This window comes from Fictibacillus sp. UD (genome assembly GCF_043558025.1).
GTDB lineage: Bacteria > Bacillota > Bacilli > Bacillales > Fictibacillaceae > Fictibacillus.
This window is the reverse complement of the sequence record NZ_JARUHH010000025.1, coordinates 1-18,110: the sequence shown is the minus strand read 5'-3', so window position 1 is coordinate 18,110 and position 18,110 is coordinate 1. Positions and strand designations below refer to the sequence as shown.

The 18,110-nt window shown below is 41.2% G+C and carries 20 protein-coding genes, 1 tRNA gene, 1 other RNA gene, 1 riboswitch and 1 other annotated feature; of the genes, 5 read left to right on the top strand and 17 right to left on the bottom strand.

The genetic code is table 11. The features are described from left to right. Nucleotides 1-323: 323 nt before the first annotated feature. From P8610_RS20040 to tadA, 7 genes are all read right to left on the bottom strand, one after another. A complete protein-coding gene (locus P8610_RS20040; RefSeq protein WP_066242582.1) occupies nucleotides 324-590 on the bottom strand; it encodes a pro-sigmaK processing inhibitor BofA family protein in 267 nt (88 codons plus the stop codon). A 76-nt stretch (nucleotides 591-666) separates the two neighbouring features. Further along, entirely contained in the window at nucleotides 667-891 is a 225-nt protein-coding gene (locus tag P8610_RS20035) for a YaaL family protein (protein ID WP_289493775.1), read from the bottom strand. A gap of 16 nt (nucleotides 892-907) precedes the next feature. Beyond that, entirely contained in the window at nucleotides 908-1,504 is a 597-nt protein-coding gene (gene recR / locus P8610_RS20030; protein WP_289493777.1) for a recombination mediator RecR, read from the bottom strand. A gap of 9 nt (nucleotides 1,505-1,513) precedes the next feature. Continuing rightward, nucleotides 1,514-1,831 carry a YbaB/EbfC family nucleoid-associated protein gene (locus P8610_RS20025; RefSeq protein ID WP_289493778.1) on the bottom strand — a complete coding sequence of 106 codons (318 nt, stop codon included), beginning with the start codon at nucleotides 1,829-1,831 and terminating at the stop codon, nucleotides 1,514-1,516. Between the two features lie 14 nt (nucleotides 1,832-1,845). Next, a complete protein-coding gene (dnaX, locus tag P8610_RS20020) occupies nucleotides 1,846-3,558 on the bottom strand; it encodes a DNA polymerase III subunit gamma/tau (protein ID WP_394605937.1) in 1,713 nt (570 codons plus the stop codon). Between the two features lie 106 nt (nucleotides 3,559-3,664). After that, nucleotides 3,665-3,929, bottom strand: an RNA gene (gene ffs, locus P8610_RS20015) — signal recognition particle sRNA large type. Between the two features lie 86 nt (nucleotides 3,930-4,015). After that, nucleotides 4,016-4,516, bottom strand: a complete 501-nt coding sequence (gene tadA, locus P8610_RS20010; protein ID WP_394605936.1) for a tRNA adenosine(34) deaminase TadA — start codon at nucleotides 4,514-4,516, stop codon at nucleotides 4,016-4,018. A 392-nt stretch (nucleotides 4,517-4,908) separates the two neighbouring features. On the opposite strand from tadA, the gene P8610_RS20005 reads away from it, so the two are divergent. The 3 genes from P8610_RS20005 to P8610_RS19995 all read left to right on the top strand — a co-directional run bounded on the left by P8610_RS20005 (nucleotide 4,909) and on the right by P8610_RS19995 (nucleotide 6,939). Further along, the gene (locus P8610_RS20005; RefSeq protein ID WP_394605935.1) at nucleotides 4,909-5,520 is read left to right on the top strand and encodes a cysteine hydrolase family protein; all 612 of its coding nucleotides are present in this window, start codon (nucleotides 4,909-4,911) and stop codon (nucleotides 5,518-5,520) included. Between the two features lie 112 nt (nucleotides 5,521-5,632). After that, nucleotides 5,633-6,274: a deoxynucleoside kinase gene (locus P8610_RS20000; RefSeq protein ID WP_394605934.1), complete on the top strand. Its 642-nt coding sequence runs from the start codon at nucleotides 5,633-5,635 to the stop codon at nucleotides 6,272-6,274. Beyond that, on the top strand, nucleotides 6,271-6,939 hold the full coding sequence (locus tag P8610_RS19995) for a deoxynucleoside kinase (protein WP_289493787.1): 669 nt from the start codon (nucleotides 6,271-6,273) through the stop codon (nucleotides 6,937-6,939). The genes P8610_RS20000 and P8610_RS19995 overlap by 4 nt, the downstream gene beginning before the upstream one ends. Nucleotides 6,940-6,989: 50 nt before the next feature. Here P8610_RS19995 and P8610_RS19990 read toward each other — a convergent pair whose 3' ends face one another. The 10 genes from P8610_RS19990 to guaB form a co-directional block, all read right to left on the bottom strand. After that, nucleotides 6,990-7,805: a MetQ/NlpA family ABC transporter substrate-binding protein gene (locus P8610_RS19990; RefSeq protein WP_394605933.1), complete on the bottom strand. Its 816-nt coding sequence runs from the start codon at nucleotides 7,803-7,805 to the stop codon at nucleotides 6,990-6,992. Further along, nucleotides 7,723-7,959 (bottom strand): hypothetical protein, encoded by a 237-nt coding sequence (locus P8610_RS19985; RefSeq protein ID WP_394605932.1) that lies wholly within the window; start codon nucleotides 7,957-7,959, stop codon nucleotides 7,723-7,725. The genes P8610_RS19990 and P8610_RS19985 overlap by 83 nt, the downstream gene beginning before the upstream one ends. A gap of 87 nt (nucleotides 7,960-8,046) precedes the next feature. After that, nucleotides 8,047-8,709, bottom strand: coding sequence for a methionine ABC transporter permease (locus P8610_RS19980; protein ID WP_394605931.1), 663 nt, complete (start codon nucleotides 8,707-8,709; stop codon nucleotides 8,047-8,049). Beyond that, nucleotides 8,702-9,715, bottom strand: a complete 1,014-nt coding sequence (locus P8610_RS19975) for a methionine ABC transporter ATP-binding protein (RefSeq protein ID WP_289493794.1) — start codon at nucleotides 9,713-9,715, stop codon at nucleotides 8,702-8,704. Before P8610_RS19975 ends, P8610_RS19980 begins: the two co-directional genes overlap by 8 nt. A gap of 68 nt (nucleotides 9,716-9,783) precedes the next feature. Beyond that, nucleotides 9,784-9,891: riboswitch (SAM riboswitch) on the bottom strand. A 308-nt stretch (nucleotides 9,892-10,199) separates the two neighbouring features. Beyond that, nucleotides 10,200-10,292: transfer RNA gene (locus P8610_RS19970), tRNA-Ser, on the bottom strand. Nucleotides 10,293-10,393: 101 nt separating this feature from the next. Beyond that, the gene (serS, locus tag P8610_RS19965) at nucleotides 10,394-11,668 is read right to left on the bottom strand and encodes a serine--tRNA ligase (protein ID WP_394605930.1); all 1,275 of its coding nucleotides are present in this window, start codon (nucleotides 11,666-11,668) and stop codon (nucleotides 10,394-10,396) included. A 70-nt stretch (nucleotides 11,669-11,738) separates the two neighbouring features. Further along, nucleotides 11,739-11,957: a binding site (T-box leader), on the bottom strand. 37 nt (nucleotides 11,958-11,994) lie between these two features. Next, nucleotides 11,995-12,579, bottom strand: a complete 585-nt coding sequence (gene pdxT, locus P8610_RS19960) for a pyridoxal 5'-phosphate synthase glutaminase subunit PdxT (RefSeq protein WP_394605929.1) — start codon at nucleotides 12,577-12,579, stop codon at nucleotides 11,995-11,997. A gap of 4 nt (nucleotides 12,580-12,583) precedes the next feature. Beyond that, nucleotides 12,584-13,468 (bottom strand): pyridoxal 5'-phosphate synthase lyase subunit PdxS, encoded by an 885-nt coding sequence (gene pdxS, locus P8610_RS19955; RefSeq protein ID WP_289493799.1) that lies wholly within the window; start codon nucleotides 13,466-13,468, stop codon nucleotides 12,584-12,586. 171 nt (nucleotides 13,469-13,639) lie between these two features. Continuing rightward, the gene (locus P8610_RS19950; RefSeq protein WP_394605928.1) at nucleotides 13,640-14,977 is read right to left on the bottom strand and encodes a D-alanyl-D-alanine carboxypeptidase family protein; all 1,338 of its coding nucleotides are present in this window, start codon (nucleotides 14,975-14,977) and stop codon (nucleotides 13,640-13,642) included. A gap of 100 nt (nucleotides 14,978-15,077) precedes the next feature. After that, nucleotides 15,078-16,535 carry an IMP dehydrogenase gene (gene guaB, locus P8610_RS19945; protein WP_394605927.1) on the bottom strand — a complete coding sequence of 486 codons (1,458 nt, stop codon included), beginning with the start codon at nucleotides 16,533-16,535 and terminating at the stop codon, nucleotides 15,078-15,080. A 134-nt stretch (nucleotides 16,536-16,669) separates the two neighbouring features. Between guaB and P8610_RS19940 the strand changes: the two genes are divergently transcribed. Continuing rightward, nucleotides 16,670-17,641, top strand: coding sequence for a YaaC family protein (locus P8610_RS19940; protein ID WP_394605926.1), 972 nt, complete (start codon nucleotides 16,670-16,672; stop codon nucleotides 17,639-17,641). A gap of 254 nt (nucleotides 17,642-17,895) precedes the next feature. Beyond that, complete coding sequence (locus tag P8610_RS19935; RefSeq protein WP_394605925.1) at nucleotides 17,896-18,021, top strand: hypothetical protein; 126 nt, start codon at nucleotides 17,896-17,898, stop codon at nucleotides 18,019-18,021. The last annotated feature ends 89 nt before the right edge of the window (nucleotides 18,022-18,110 follow it).

Sequence of the window (18,110 nt, the reverse complement as noted above, 5' to 3'; positions counted from 1 at the left end):
TTGTCTTGCTCGATTTTAAAACTGACGGAATTAATTTAATTCCTTACCTATTTCTTTTGTTCAGTTTTCAAAGAACTTTTTGTTAGTCGCTCGTTTTTGCGACTTTATTAGGATAACATCTTTCAGATAAGAAGTCAACCTGTTTTTAAATTTTGTTTCCCGCCTGCAACAATGTTTCGTCTGTCGCGGCGACAAGATATAATATATCACGGATGGTGTTTTAAGGTCAATAGTTATTTTAAAATTACTTTGTACAAATGAAAAAGAGTTTAGAAAGCTTAAAATCGCTCTCTAAACTCTGATAATGATTACTTATAAAAGACTTAGTTTAAAATAAAGAATTCAATAGCTACCAAAGATGCTATCCCAGGTAGTCCGGCTATTCCAGAAATCAGTGCAGTAAACGCATTGATTGGAATATGAATGTCATACGAATTTCCGATCGCATTAAGTAAGAACAACAATAGTGCGCCAATACAAAAACGTGTAACTCCGAAGCCGATCCAGCGAATTGGCCGCATTGGAGCACCTACAAGCAATAGAACAAAGATGATTGTTCCGAGTATCGCGATTACAGTGATTGGCTCCATCCATGATACCTCCTATACAATATCCATATTATTTATTAGATATTGTATGGGAGTTGTCCAAGAAAAAGACCAGCAGTTATTTTAACCTGCTGGTCGTTACGTTTCTTTTTTTCGCTTCTTTTAATAAGAAGAAGTATTTAGATTCTGCTAATTGAAGTTTGAAGATAACTTCTTCCGATGGCTCGACACTGCGTTCCACCATTTCTTTTTGATGCATCCAGTTTACTTTAAGTTCATCAAGACTTTGAAGCAGCTGTTGGTCTCCGGATCGCTTCAAGCGCCCTTTACGGGAAAAAAACATGCAAGCAACCCCTTTGTTAAATTTCTCTTCTTCCTTCAAGCGCTTTAGAAAGCGTTACTTCGTCTGCATATTCCAGGTCTCCGCCTACAGGCAGGCCGTGAGCAATACGAGTAATCTTAATACCCGTTGGTTTTATAAGTCTTGCGATGTACATGGCAGTAGCTTCTCCTTCAATATTCGGATCCGTTGCCATAATAATCTCTTGAATACCTTCGTCTGTTAACCGCTTTAAAAGTTCGGCGACTTTAATATCCTCTGGCCCCACTCCATCCATAGGAGAGATGGCACCTTGGAGGACATGGTAGAGACCGCGGTACTCTTTCATTTTTTCCATCGCAATAACATCCTTGGAGTCATGAACCACACAGATCGTTGTGCGGTCTCTGCTTGAATCGTCGCAGATCATGCAAGGATCACGGTCAGTAATATGAAAGCAGTTGGAACAATAGATGAGCTGGCGTTTCGCGTTAACGAGTGCACGGCCAAAGTCCAGTACGTCATCTTCTTTCATTTCCAATACGAAAAATGCCAGGCGAACCGCCGTTTTCGGTCCGATGCCCGGCAATTTCATAAAGCTTTCAATCAGTTTTGAAATCGGTTCAGGATAATGCATGGGAGATCCCTAGAATAATCCAGGAATGTTTAACCCTTTAGTGAATTTGCCCATATCCTGTGATACCATTTCGTCTACTTTTTTAAGTGCGTCATTCGTAGCCGCTAACACAAGGTCTTGAAGCATATCAATATCATCCGGGTCTACAACTTCCTCTTTAATTACGATATCAACGATTTCTTTGTGGCCGTTAGCTTTAACAGTTACCATTCCGCCGCCCGCTGTTCCTTCGATCACTTTATCCTTTAGTTCCTCTTGCGCCTTTGCCATATCACGCTGCATTTTTTGCATTTGTTTCATCATATTGTTCATATTGCCTTTCATCATCTTACAATTCCTCCTTATTCGTTCTCTTCTTCTTTTATCTCAATTAAATCATCGCCAACCAATTTTATCGCCTCTGATATAAGAGGGTCTTCTGTTTTTTCTTTCTCTTCTGAAGATGGCTGGCCTTGCTGTTGTTCTTTAATGAAATCAGCTTTTAGTTTCTGCCATTCAGGATCCAGTATGGATAGCATGGACAGGTTCTTTCCTATTGTACTATAAACTGCGCTTTCAACATAGCTTCTGTTGTTCTCTTGAGATGCCATCTGACGGTGAATTTCATGCTGAAAAGCGAGAAGAAAGATTTGATCTGAACACGCTACTGGCTCAGCACCCGATAGAAGAGCATAAGCACTTACTTTTTCAGAACGAATCTTATCAAGAATTTCTCCCCACATGCCTTTTAGCTGAACAAGGTTTGGCTTCTTCGCTTTCTTAAGCATTTCTTTGACTTGTGTGTGCGATGCTCCACCTTGGCCTCGGATCACTCTTTTTTCTCTCGGTGCTTCTGTTTCTGCTGGAGCTGATGACCCGTTCGAGGCCCATCCGCTTTCTTTCATTTTCTTCAACTCTTGCTCGAGCTGATCGATTCTTTGCATGAGAGGTTCAACAGAGGTATTACCCGACTCAGGTGATGCGCCTTCTTGTTTTTGATAACAAATCTTGATAAACGTCGTTTCTAAAAAGATTTTAGGATGGTTCGTCCATTTCATCTCTTGCTGTGCGGCGTTTAACTGCCCAATGATGGTATAGATGTTTTCAGTAGCTGTAGCTTCAGCCAATTGCGCAAAAGATTCATCTGTAGAAACCCGCTCTAACAGCTCTTCTAGTTGTGGAGCTGTTTTATAAAGAAGCATATCACGGTAATAGTAAATAAGGTCTCCTAAGAAACGAACAGGATCTTTTCCTTCTTGCAAAAGTTCTGTTGATAGCGTCAGCGCTTTCGATACATCTTTTTCTAAAAATGCTTCGGCCATTTCAGACAGGTGTTTTTGTGAAGCTGAACCTGTTACAGATAAAACATCTTCCACCCTAACCACATCATCGCTGTAAGAAATCGCTTGATCGAGCAAACTTAAAGCATCACGCATGCCGCCTTCTGCAGCCCGGGCAAGTAATTGGAGCGCTTCTTCTTCAACTTCTGTGCCGTTAGCATCCACGATTTTTCTCATGCGTCCGATAATGGACTGTGAGGAAATGCGTTTGAAATCAAATCGCTGACAGCGTGATACGATCGTTGCTGGTATCTTGTGAGGCTCAGTGGTTGCCAGAATGAAAATAACGTGGCTTGGCGGTTCTTCCAGGGTTTTTAATAAAGCGTTAAATGCTCCAGTTGAAAGCATATGTACTTCATCGATGATGTAGACTTTGTATGTGACAGATGACGGAGCAAACTTTACTTTGTCCCGGATATCACGAATATCATCTACCCCTGTATTAGAGGCAGCATCGATCTCCAGAACATCAGAAATCGTTCCGTTCGTTATCCCTCGGCAAGCATCACATTCATTACATGGCTCCGATATCGGGGCACGTTCACAGTTAACTGCTTTAGCTATAATTTTTGCCGCACTTGTTTTTCCCGTTCCTCGTGGGCCTGAAAACAGGTAGGCATGGGAAAGCTTGTCCTGCATCAGGGCATTTTGGATCGTTTTCGTTATATGTTCCTGCCCGACCATATCTTCAAAGCTCTGTGGCCTCCATACGCGGTAGAGCGCTTGATAACTCATCCCTTTGCCTCCCTTTTAACACTATATTCTTTCTTTATTATACTGAAACATTACAAAAAACTCACCCCTGAGACAAGGGTGAGTTGATGTTTTATATATAAGAATGCCGCGCACCTCTCTTTGGAATAGTCAACCTATGCGTACAAACGCAGTTAGCTCAGTCCAGGTTGCCCCACGGCACACGAAGTGGTCCACTTACTGCTGCTTCCTTCCGGACCTGACAGGGTTCATGGGTCTCCGTTGCGCAGGACCCGGACATCAACACCACTTACGTCCGTCAGACCATACGTTGAACTAGCCGAGGAGAGGAATTCAACCTCGCTACAGCGGATTGCGAGTACAGGGCACCGCTACCTCCCCATCTAGCGCGACAAAGTGTATAACATTGTTAGATGCACAATCGAATGTGCAAGAATTAGTATACTATGCCTATAAAAAAAAATCAACCGTACAAGCTCTAAAGCTCCTTCTTTCTATCTTCCTTTTCCTTCCTTTTTCTGTCGCGAAGGTTTTTAAAAAAACTTGAAAGAATTTGACCGCACTCCTCCTCTTTAACACCTGAGGTCACTTCACATTGATGATTAAAGCGATCTTCTTGCAAAAGGTTCATCAATGTCCCTGCGCAGCCTCCTTTAGGATCAGCCGCTCCATAAACAACTCGGCTTACCCTTGAGAGAACGATGGCTCCTGAGCACATCGCACAAGGTTCAAGTGTTACGTAAAGAGTCGTGCCTTCAAGTCTCCACGCCTCTGTCTCCCTGCACGCTTGATCGATCGCTAAAAGTTCCGCATGCGCAATCGCTCGTTGTTCTGTTTCACGCAGGTTATGAGCACTTGCCAATATATGATCATCTTTTACTAAAATAGCGCCGATTGGAACTTCCCCGATATCTGCTGCTTTTTCCGCTTCCTTTAAAGCAAGCTCCATATAATATTCGTCTTTTTCTAAGATCTCCATAAATTCGCTCCAAAGTTTTAGTTGTAAGAGATTATACAAGAGGTTTTGCTAATAATAAAGAAAGGAATGTTTTTATAACAAGCTGTTTTGGGAATCAATGTTGATTTTGAAAGTGGTTGATTTCCGTTCCAGGTGCTTCGCTTTCCGCGGGGCAGACGGTGAGCCACATTCGTTACGTTTCACTCTTAAGTGTCTCACCTGCCCGCCTGTCCCGCAGGACAAGGAAGGCTTCGGCAGCGACACATCGCACGAAGAAAATTTGAAGTTCAATTTTCGAGGAGTCTCGCACCTTGCACTCCAATCAACTTTTCAGTGAGGACGGTAAATAAAAGCAATAACCTTTATATAAGAGCATTTAGATAACAACCTAAAAAGAAAGTGAGGGATATGTTTTGGCACATCAACAGAAAAATGAGAAGAAAATCCCTGTCGCTTTGCTTATTATTGACGTGATTAATGACTTTAATTTTCCTGAAGCGCCGCTTTTGTTAAAAACTTCTGAGCCGATAGCCGATAAGATTGTTGATTTAAAGAAACGGGCAAAAGAAGCAGGCATACCTATCATCTACGTGAATGACAATTTTGGACAGTGGCAGTCAGACAAGCAAAGACTTGTGGAATACTGTTCGGCACAAGCTGGAGGGGAGTTTGTGAAAGCATTACAGCCGGACGAAGACGATTATTTTGTTATTAAACCGAAGCACTCTGGATTTTTTTCGACACCTTTATCAACGTTGTTAAATGAACTGGGTATACAATCACTGATCCTATGCGGCGTAGCAGGAAACATCTGTGTCCTTTTTACCGCTAACGACGCTTATATGCGAGGCTTCACCCTTCATGTACCTTCTGACTGCTCAGCCTCTAATATAGAAGAGGATAACGAAAGAGCATTGCTGCTTATGGAAAAGACGTTAAACGCTGATATCACTCCTAGTGGTGAGTTAGATCTTCAGGCAATCATAGAACAGGCTGAGAATGATAAACAAAAAACAATGTATTAAGCTGTTTTATTGAAGTTTTTAACCGATAATCTATCCACCTTTTCCAAACGTATGCTACAATATTCTTTGTCTGTAATTTTTCGTTTGTTATTTGAAAGGGAGGAAAAGGAAGATGAGTTCAACCCCCTTTATCGCAGTTGAAGGGCCGATTGGCGTAGGGAAAACATCACTGGCAAAAGCCATTGCAGAGCACTATAACTTTCAATTATTAAAAGAAATTGTAGAGGAAAATCCTTTTCTCGGAAAATTTTACGACAACATTGATGAGTGGAGTTTTCAAACCGAGATGTTTTTTCTTTGTAACAGGTATAAACAGCTTGAAGAGATTAATGGTCAATTTCTTTCAAAGCAGGTCCCTGTCGTTTCTGATTATCATATTTTCAAGAACCGTATTTTTGCCGGACGTACGCTAAAAGACGGTCATCTTCACAAATATATGCAGTGCTTTGATATCTTAACAGAAGACATGCCTGTACCAAATATGATCATATACTTAAATGCGAGTCTAGATACACTTTTAGACCGTGTTCGTAAACGCGGACGATTTGTTGAGCAAAACATGGAGCCAGCTTATTTAGAACAACTTGCAGCTGATTATGATACATTTATGTCTGCCTTTAAGAAAGAGCACCCTGAGATTCCGGTGCTGACCTTCAGTGGAGACGAATTAGATTTTGTTGCGTATGAAACGGATAAAGAGAAAATCTTTTCCTTAATCGATGCAACTTTGAAAAAAGGAGAAGTTGCGCGATGAACAAACTAATTCAATACGGCATTCCAAATGATGCTGTCATTACAGTAGCAGGGATGGTCGGAGCAGGTAAATCGACCTTTACAAATGCACTAGCTGAAAAATTAAAGTTTCGTACATCCATGGAAAAAGTCGATAACAACCCATACTTAGAAAACTTTTATCATGATTTTAAACGCTGGAGTTTTCATCTGCAGATTTTCTTTTTAGCTGAGCGATTTAAAGAGCAAAAAAGAATGTTCGATTATGGCGGAGGATTCGTGCAAGACCGCTCTATTTATGAAGATACAGGGATCTTTGCACGCATGCACTTTGATAAAGGGAATATGTCAGAAGTGGATTATGAGACATATACTCACCTTTTTGAAGCGATGGTCATGACACCATACTTTCCACAGCCGGATTGTTTGATCTATTTAGAAGGTTCTCTTGATGATATTCTAGCTCGTATTCAAAAACGCGGCCGCAAGATGGAGCAAGAAACACCTGTTTCTTATTGGGAAGAAATGTACGATCGCTATGAAAAGTGGATTACGTCCTTTAATTCATGTCCTGTGCTGCGAGTAAACATCAACGACTACGACCTAAGAGAAAATCCTGAATCGATTGATCATATCGTAGAAAAGATTGCACAAAAAATTGAAGCGAAACGAGAAGTTCGCATATAAACATAGAAAACCCCGGAACTCAACTCTATGAGTCCGGGGTTTTGCTTTATCTATTTCTTCATCCATTCGGGTTTTCCGAAGCCTTTGAACTCCTTATCAATCACTTTTTCAAACTCTTTGGACTCCACCACTTCTTTAATATCTTTTGCAAAGGTTGATTCTACGTCTTTTGTGTTTACAACAACACGGTTACGGTACGTATCCGGCATGTTTTCTAATTGAATGGCATCAAGCAAGTCCATTTTGGCAGCAAGAGCAAAGTTACCAGGAACTGCTGCAACATCCGCACTTTGTACAGCACGTGGAAGCTGGGCCGCTTCTAATGGTTTAAATACTAAGTTCTTTGGATTATCTTGAACATCTTTTTCAGATGCAGTCAGTTGATTAATACCTTCTTTGATCGTAATCAGCTTTGCATCTTCAAGCATGATCAAGGTACGCGCTAAGTTAACAGGATCGTTCGGAATGGCTAACGTACTGCCTTCTTTAATCTCATCAACAGATTTAAACTTATCGGAATATAGTCCCATCGGTGCTGTTGGAACTATGATTACTTCTGAAAGCTTTAAGTTCTTTTCTTTAGCGAAATTCTCCATATAGACTTTGTGCTGAAAAAGGTTAGCGTCCAGATCTCCTTTAGAAAGTGCCATGTTCGGCTGAATGTAATCACTGAATTCGATCACTTTAACTTTATATCCTTTTTTCTCAAGGGAGGGCTTGATCGCTTTGTTGACCATGTCTGTATATGGTCCCGCTGTTGCACCAAGTGTCACTTCCTTGTCTTTAGATGCATCTGATGAAGATGAGCAGCCAGCTAAACCAAAAGCTAGCAGTGCAGTTAGTAGTGAAAGTATGATTTTTTTCATGTTGATCCCCTTTATATGTTTTTGAAAATACTAGTTGCTCTTGTATGTTGTTGGTTTCCGTTCCATATGCTCGCTTTCCACGGGGCGTACGGTGAGCCTGCTTTGCGCCATTAGGAGTCTCCACCTGACCGCTCGTCCCGTAGGAGTCTCGCATCTTCCACTTCAACCAACTTTTCGATGGTGTCTCGTTAAAACCGATTAAAGATAAGCCTTTATCGCCTCTTACCTTTAGTGAAAAAAATTATCTCTTATTCACAGCCTTCGCTGCGCCGTCTCCGATGACTTGCATGAGCTGGACGATGACGATTAGTAATACGACAGTTGTGAGCATGATCGTGTTGTCGTAGCGATAGTAACCAAAGCGGATTGCGAAGTCTCCGATCCCTCCGCCGCCGACGATACCGGCCATGGCTGAATAGCCAAGTAAGCTGATTGCGGTGACCGTTATCGCCTGAACAATTCCTGGCTTCGCTTCTGGAAGGAGAACTTCCCGAATGATCATCCATGGCGTTGCACCCACTGCAACTGCCGCTTCGATCACTCCTTTATCGATTTCTCGTAAAGAAGTTTCTACGAGCCTTGCAAAGAACGGAATGGCTGCAACTGATAAAGAGACAGATGCTGCTGTTGGTCCAATTGTTGTTCCGGTGATTAATTGTGTTAAGGGTAATAATGCAACTAATAAAATAATGAATGGTACAGAGCGGATCAAGTTCACAAGTATACCCGCTATCTGCTTGATCCACGCGTTCTCAAACAACAAACCTTTGTCAGTAACAAACAGGATAATTCCAAGGGGTAATCCCACAATTAATGAAACACCTAGTGATATGGCGACCATATACAACGTTTCAAAAAATGCCTTATTTAAATCTGGCAGAATGTTAAATATTGAATCAAGCAACGTTCTTCACCACCTCAAGATTTTCTATACGGCTTTCAATATAAGTAATCGCTCGTTTTACCTCTGTCTCATCACCAATCAGTTCCATAATAAAGATTCCGAGCGGCGTTTCCTGGATATATTCAATCTTTCCATGAAGGATATTTCCTTTTACTTTAAAGTTTTGGAAAAGCTCAGAAACAACGGCTTCTTCTGCGATCGCTCCCTTAAATTGAATCTTGATCACGGTACCTTTTCTATTCTTCAGCAATGGTTCCGGCAGATCCATCTGTATAACGGAACTGATAAATGTTTTCGTTAATTCTTTTTCGGGATTTGCAAAAATGTTATAAACATCACCTGACTCGATGATCTCCCCATCCTGCATGACAGCCATACGGTGGCAAATCTCCTTTACGACTTCCATCTCATGCGTGATGAGTACAATCGTAATTCCTAACTTTTTATTAATTGATTTTAAAAGTGAAAGGATGGACTTTGTAGTATTCGGATCAAGAGCAGATGTAGCTTCATCACAAAGTAATACCTTCGGGTCATTGGCTAGAGCTCTCGCGATACCGACTCGCTGCTTCTGTCCGCCACTCAACTGAGAAGGATATTGATCTTTTTGATTTTCTAATCCGACCATCTTCAACAGCTCTTGTGTTTTGCGATTGATCTCATCCTTTGTTTTTCCTGCCGCTTTTAAAGCAAACGCGATATTTTCAAAAACGGTTTTTGCGCTGATCAGATAAAAGTGCTGAAAGATCATGCCGATCTTAAGCCGCTCTTCTCGAAGCTCCTTTTTCCCTAACGCGGTTATCGATACTCCGTCGATGAGTATGTCCCCTGATGTTGGTTTTTCCAATAAATTGAGACAGCGAAGTAGCGAACTTTTTCCGGCACCGCTGTAGCCGACAATACCAAAGATCTCTCCTTTGTCTATTGATAGCGATACATTCTTCACACCAACGATTTCTTTTCCTTTTGCTTTATATATTTTGGTTACCTCTCTAACCTCGATCATCTGTCATCCCCCTCAACATATATAAAAGCCCTCTTCATTCTATGGAAGAGGGCGAATAAGCAATCATCGACTTATCTTCCAGAATGAACCTATCATTCTGCAGGAAGTAGCACCGTTCCATGATGGAGGTTGCCGGACGTCATAGGGCCTGATCCCTCGGTCTCTCTTAATAAGCATTTCATATTGAATTAAGTATAGTTGTCATCATACTCCCTGTCTAAAAGTTCTGTCAATACTAAATTTTATCACTTTAAAGTGTTAGCGCTTACATCGCTGTAATGGAAAGGGAACGATTTTTTTACTGAATAACAGCATTGAGTCTGATGAAACTTTATTGAGTCTTTTTAAAGATTATTGGGTCTGAATGCTATGTTATTGGGTTTAAATTTATAGAATTGAGTCTCTGCAAAATTCGACTAGCATGCATATAAAAACACAACAAAAAAACCACCTGATGCAAGATCAAGTGGTTTGAATATGTATATGGAGGAGGTAGAGGGATTCGAACCCCCGCGGGTCGTTAAACCCCTGTCGGTTTTCAAGACCGATCCCTTCAGCCGGACTTGGGTATACCTCCGTGTGACTGACAAGAACTATATTAACATGAGGACAAATATAGTGTCAACGCTTTTTGAGAAAAAAATTCAAAAAAAGAGAGGGAATTTCCCTCTCTTCATTTTACTTAATTACTTCCTTATTACCCATGTAAGGACGAAGCACTTCTGGAATCACAACCGTGCCGTCTTCTTGCTGGTAGTTTTCCAAGATCGCAGCGACTGTGCGTCCGATTGCTAATCCAGATCCGTTAAGCGTGTGAACGAATTCCGGCTTCCCTTTCGCATCTCTGCGGAAACGGATTTGAGCACGGCGCGCTTGGAAGTCTTCAAAGTTAGAACAAGAAGAAATCTCGCGGTACTCGCTGTAGCTCGGCAGGTATACTTCAATATCGTATTTTTTAGCAGCTGTGAATCCTAGGTCAGCTGTACACATGCTGAGTACACGGTACGGCAGGTTAAGAAGCTGCAGTACTTTTTCAGCGTGTCCTGTAAGCTTTTCAAGCTCATCATAAGAATCTTCTGGCTTAACGAAGCGAACAAGCTCTACTTTATTGAACTGATGCTGGCGGATTAAACCGCGCGTGTCGCGTCCTGCAGAACCTGCTTCAGAACGGAAACATGCGCTGTACGCTGCATATGTGATCGGAAGTTCTTCAGCTGTTAAAATCTCTTCACGGTGCATGTTCGTTACAGGAACTTCAGAAGTTGGAATTAAGAAATAGTCTTCTTCGCGAATTTTAAACGCGTCTTCTTCAAACTTTGGTAGCTGTCCTGTACCAGTCATGCTTTGACGATTTACCATGTACGGAGGAAGAACCTCTGTATAACCGTGTTCGTCTTCGTGAAGGTCCATCATAAAGTTAATTAAGGCACGCTCTAATCGTGCTCCAAGACCTTTGTAGAAAGCGAATCGGCTGCCAGTCACTTTCGCTCCGCGTTCAAAATCAACGATGTTTAAGTACGTTGCGATATCCCAGTGTGCTTTTGCTTCAAATGCAAACTCAGGTACTTCACCCCAGTGACGAACTGGAACGTTATCATCCTCTGTCTCACCAACAGGAACACTTTCATGCGGCAGGTTAGGAAGCGTCAGCATGATACCGTGAAGGTCTTCTTCTACTTGACGCAGTTCATCGTCCATCGTTTTAATCTTGTCGCCTACTTCACGCATCTCTGTAATTAGGTGGTCAGCGTCCTTTTTCTCACGCTTAAATTCCGCTACCTGCTTAGAAACTTCATTACGTTTAGATTTTAGAGCTTCCGTTTCACCGATCAACTCACGGCGGCGCTGGTCTAGTGCCTCAAACTGATCCAATCCAGAAAGATCTTCACCACGAGTAGATAACTTTTCTTTTACTTCTTCAAAATTAGCACGAACAAATTTTAAATCTAACATTTGTTTTTCCTCCTTTTAAGGTTATAAAAAATCAAAAAACTCCCGCCCGCTATTTCTAATATCAATTAGAAATAGGGACGAGAGTTAACCCGCGTTGCCACCCTAGTTGCAATGAACAAATGCCCATTGCCGGCTCAATTACATGTAACGGTTCTTCACCGGAAAAGCTTACTTTAATTTCAGCTCTTCACTCGAGGATGGATTCACAAAACGCTTTGATCGGTTTTCACCAGTCACCGACTCTCTAGACAAAGTCATTTTTGCTACTAGTTCCTGTCATTGATTTTTTATAATGATTTTATAGTAATGTACAGTATTTTTCTATTTTATGCAACTACTTCTTTTGCGGCTTGTACCATTTTTACAAAATATTGATGTAAACGGTAGTCGTCCGTCAGTTCCGGATGAAACGCTGCACATAGGAAATGTCCTTGTTTAGCTGCTACGATTCGGTCGTTATGTTTTGAAAGAACTTCAACTTCAGGTCCTACTTCAACGATAAACGGAGCTCGGATAAATACACCCGCAAAATCTTCTCCAACACCGTGAATCATGAGGTCAGCCTCAAAACTGTCTACTTGTCGCCCGAACGCATTGCGCTCAACCGTCATATCGATCAATTCAAGGTGTGCCGTGTCTTGTCCTTGAATGCGTTTAGCCATCAAGATCAATCCTGCACATGTTCCGAAGACAGGTTTATTTTGTGCAAACTCCTTTAAAGGCTCAAGAAAACTGTATTTATCGATCAAACGTCTCATCGCTGTGCTCTCGCCGCCTGGTATCACCAATCCATCTAGACTGCTGAGCTCTTCAACACGTTTTACCGCAACTGCTTCTGCACCACTTGCTTCGAGCGCTGCCACATGCTCTCGTACAGCCCCTTGCAGTGCTAAAACTCCGATTTTTAGCATAAAATTACCAGCCTCGCTCCTGCATGCGCTCACCTTGAGCTAATGTAGAGATGTCGATCCCTTTCATAGCAGTTCCTAGGCCTTTAGAAAGTTCAGCGATCAGTTTGTAGTCTTGGTAATGAGTTGTTGCTTCAACGATCGCACGAGCAAACTTTTCTGGGTTCTCAGATTTAAAGATCCCTGATCCTACGAATACACCGTCAGCACCAAGCTCCATCATAAGTGCTGCATCTGCTGGTGTTGCGATGCCGCCTGCTGCAAAGTTAACGACAGGAAGCTTGCCTGCTTTTTTGATTTGAAGAAGAATTTCAAATGGCGCTCCTAAGTTTTTCGCTTCTGTCATAAGCTCGTCTTCGCTCATGGCAACAACTTTACGGATTTGCCCTTGAATCATTCTCATGTGGCGAACAGCCTCAACGATGTTACCCGTTCCAGGCTCACCTTTCGTACGAAGCATGGAAGCACCTTCAGCAATACGGCGTGATGCCTCTCCAAGATCGCGAGCACCGCATACGAATGGAACTGTGTAATCACTCTTCAACAAGTGGAAAACTTCATCAGCTGGCGTAAGTACTTCACTCTCATCAATGTAATCAACACCCATTGCTTCAAGCACGCGTGCCTCAACGATATGTCCGATACGAGCTTTCGCCATAACAGGAATAGAAACAGCATTCAGAACTTCTTCCGTAATCGTAGGATCTGCCATACGAGCTACACCGCCTGCTGCACGAATATCTGAAGGAACACGCTCAAGTGCCATTACGGCTACAGCTCCTGCAGCTTCAGCAATACGAGCCTGCTCAGCGTTTACAACGTCCATAATAACGCCGCCTTTTTGCATTTCTGCCATTCCTCGTTTAACACGTTCAGTACCTGTTTTTAACATGCTTACTACCCCCTGATTTTTATGTAGTGTTACCGATGATTTCGGTCGTTTTATATTAAAACTAGTATTCTCATCTATTTTATCGCAAATCATAAAAAGCGCAAGCTCTCTATATTTTCTGAAAAAAAAGCCCTTTAGCATGAGCTAAAGAGCTTTTAAACTGCTATGAAACTAGAACCAGCCTTTAACCATGTCAACTGTTCCAGACCAAAGTCCTCCAAAGAAACCGCCAACACCTCTAAGTGCAAGTACAAACCAGTTTGCTTTTTCAACAGATTGTGTTGTTACTACTTCTGTCTTCCCTTTTGTATCTCCATTAAGTAAATAGCCGTAATCTTCTCCGCTGCCCGTATACTCAATATTGATATGGCCAACTACTTCCCCTTTTTTAACCGGGGCAGTCAGTTCGCCGTCTTTTGTCATCTTCTTCTTATCTATAACAAACTTAGGTTTATAGTTTTCTTTTTCTCCTCTTTTAATCACCATTGAAAGAGGTTCTTTCGTAGCAACTTTTACTTCTTTTTCTTTACCCTTTACGACAGGGACTGTTTTGTTACCTTTTACTTGATAATTCTTAGGTAGAATTTGCTCTTTTTCGAAGTTAGCAAATCCAAAATCAAATAACTTTTTTGTTTCTTTAAATCGATCTAAACGAGTACCTGTTTTCATAACAACTGAAATTAGGCGAGTATCTCCTTTTTTCACTGTACCTGTAAAACAGTTGCCTGCAAGATCAGTAGAACCTGTTTTAAGTCCGTCTACTCCTGCATAACCGCTATTTAGTTCAGGTAGCATCCAGTTCCAGTTTTCCATATTAATTTTGTCATCTGTACCTTCACGGAAAGTCATTCTTGGAATACTAGCTGTTTCTAATACTTCCGGATGATCTTGAAGCAGTCTGAAAGCAAGAATAGCGGTTGCACGAGCACTCATCATGTTTTCATCTGTTTCGGACCCACTCGAATGGTTACCGAACAAATCTTTATTGTTAAGACCTGTAGAGTTAACAAAATTATAATCTTTCATGCCAAACTCTTTAGCTTTGGCATTCATTTTCTTAACAAATTCACCCTCTGAACCAGCTAAAAGTTCAGCTAATGCAATCGTCGAACCATTGGCTGAATAAATCGCCATTGATTGATACAATTCACGTACTGTATATTTTTCATCTACTCGTAATGGCACGTTTGACAATGTACGGTTTTGAGAAATCTTATGTGCATATTCAGAAATACTTGTTTTCTGATCCCATGAAATCTTGTCTTTATTAATTGCTTCGAGCAATAAGTATTCAGTCATCATCTTACTCATACTTGCAGGGGCAAGTAACTTATCAGCATTTTTCTGATATAATATTTTCCCTGTTTCTGCATCAACAAGAATAGCACCTTCAGCTTTAATATCTAAAGACGGCGCTGCACTTGCTGTTTGCGAAAAACTAAATAAACTTCCAACTACAAATGAAAATACTAGCGTCAACGCTAATAGTTGTTTTATCTTGCTGTTCAAAAAACTGCACCTCCATACCCATTTACACACAAAAATTATTGTAACATACACCTTTTCAAAAAAATAGACAGAGGTTATACCTCTGTCTTAAAATGCGTCTTTAGACTGAATAATTTGGTGCTTCTTTAGTAATTTGAACTTGGTGAGGGTGACTCTCCCGAAGACCGGCACCCGTGATTTTTACAAAACGGGAATCATTTTGAAGTTCGTCGATCGTCGCCGTTCCACAGTAGCCCATGCCAGAGCGAATACCGCCAATTAGCTGATAAACTGTATCTGCAAGAGGCCCTTTGTACGGCACGCGTCCCTCAATGCCTTCTGGAACAAGCTTTTTATTATTTTCCTGGAAATATCGGTCGCTGCTGCCGCGTTCCATCGCTCCAACAGAACCCATTCCGCGATACACTTTAAACTGGCGTCCTTGGAAGATTTCACGCTCTCCAGGGCTCTCTGATACGCCTGCAAGCATGCTGCCCAGCATTACAGCATTTCCGCCTGCTGCAATGGCTTTAACAATATCTCCAGAGTATTTAATACCGCCATCTGCAATAATCGGCACTCCATACTTCTTAGCTTCAGTCGCACAATCGTAAACAGCTGTCACTTGAGGTACACCTACCCCTGCTACAACACGTGTCGTACAGATCGATCCTGGTCCGATACCAACTTTAACAACACTTGCTCCTGCTTCGATCAAGTCACGAGTCGCTTCTGCGGTCGCAACGTTACCAGCAATAATTGTTAAGTCAGGATAAGCTTGTCTTACTTCACGAACTTTTTGAAGTACACCTTCAGAATGCCCATGCGCCGTATCGATAACAATTGCATCGACGCCTGCATCTACAAGCTTCTCTACGCGAAGAAGCGCATCCTTCGTAACACCAACTGCAGCACCTACAAGTAAACGTCCTTGAGAGTCTTTGGCTGAGTTAGGGAACTCGATAACTTTTTCAATATCCTTAATTGTGATTAAGCCTTGAAGGATCCCTTCATCATCAACTAATGGAAGCTTTTCAATTTTATATTGCTGAAGTGTTTTTTCAGCTTCTTTTAATGTAGTGCCTACTGGCGCGGTCACTAAGTTTTCTTTTGTCATAACATCTGAGATCTTAATGGAATAGTCTTGAACGAAACGCAGGTCACGGTTCGTTAAAATACCTACTAGCTTCTTATCTACATCCACGATAGGTACACCGCTTATACGATATTTGCCCATTAAGTGTTCTGCATCAAATACTTGATGTTCGGGTGTCAGGTAGAACGGGTTTGTAATTACGCCACTTTCAGAACGTTTAACACGATCGATCTGTTCAGCTTGTTCTTCAATAGACATGTTTTTGTGAACGATTCCTAGTCCGCCTTGGCGTGCCATAGCGATCGCCATGTTAGCTTCTGTTACCGTGTCCATACCAGCACTGATAATCGGAATGTTCAATTGTACCGAATCAGATAACCTCGTTTTAATTGACACATCACCAGGAAGAACCGAAGACTTTGCTGGAATTAATAATACATCATCAAACGTTAAACCTTCTTTTGCAAACTTATCTTGCCACATACCATAACCACCCCTTCAAATTTATCATCCTGAAAAATATTATTTGTAGATTATCAACTGGGTAAACTAGTGTCAAGGAATACAAAATATGTTCGATTTTTCAAATAATTTGTAAAGAGAGGATTGTTTAACAAATGATGATGCAACATGACGCGTGGACTCTGTTTGATATGTTCTTTTCCTCTCAAAAAACACAGCATTTTCTAAGCAAGCAATATGAAAAACTGAACATGGAAGACAGCAATGGAAAAAGTTTTGATAACACATATGGATTTATTTACTATATTGAACACGGAAAAAAATATTATAAATTAGCTGATCTTGCACCTATGGAATTAAAGCCTGTGCTTCTGTTTTACGGCATGACTCAACTTATGAAGGCTTGTATATTGTGTGCAGATCCCGAATACCCTGATTCAAGTGCCGTATTGGCACACGGACTCTCCACTAGAAAAAGGAAGAAGAGAAGTTATGAATTTCTTTACGATGAAGTGAAGGTACAAAAGACTGGGCTGTTCAATCATTTTTGTGAAAAACTGTTTCACATGAAACATGTGGAAGGTGAAAAATTCACGATGATCCATTTGCTCCAAACGCTGCCTGAATTAAGTCCACTGTTTAAACAAATGAATGGTGATGTAAATCTCATTAAGCTGCGTAAAGAAAATGAGAAGACATTTTTTCTCCCATCAAAATCAAACGACCATCTACATTTGTCAGAAGAAAGATTTCTTGAATATACGAATTCATTGTTCTCAGCCAAATTTTCGATCGATTGGAAGGAAGACCATTCTGGATTCCTTCTTCGATCAAACGAAGCTTTAAAACCTTTTGATTGTTTCCCGTTATCTTATCATCTTTTTGAAAATACCTATTACTTGCCGGTCGACAGAGATAGGTTACAATCGCCAGAACTAAACGAATTCATGGTTCACTATGTGATCCTTTATAACTTAAGTATGCTGAGCAGATACGATACTGAATGGTGGAGTGAACTCTTCCATACGTATACCTCAGAAGAATTACCCTATATTAAGCAATTCCTAAACATAACTGCTCATAAAATGCCGTATCTTTTTGGGGAGATGCTGCAGCTGAGGAATTAGTTAGGTTGAAGGTGTGGAATGTGAGCGTAAAGTGAGATCTTCACTGGTTGATATTGAGGTGGAGCAATTTGTCGGATCAGATCACTAAAATCGGATAAAATTTTTTATCCCCGGATATATGGCCCTTATCCGCGGATATATTTTACATTACCTTGAATATATTCAGGATTACCGTGAAATTGTGTTTAGTTAGGTTGATGTGGAGAGGTTTTGAGGGCGAAATCAGGGGTGTTTTGGTTAGGTTTTATGTTTGGATGATGGTTGTAAGAGCTACTAGTGTTGCTTTTGGTCAGATTTTTGGAGTATTTGCTGAAGAATATGAAGAATATAGCGTGCTGGAAGATGGCTATGGCCATCTTCTTCCTTTTTTCTCTTTCTAGATCCCTCAATCTTTTCATAACACAAAAAAAGAAGATGGATTTTCATCCATCTTCCTCATTTGCCTAGCGACGTCCTACTCTAACAGGGG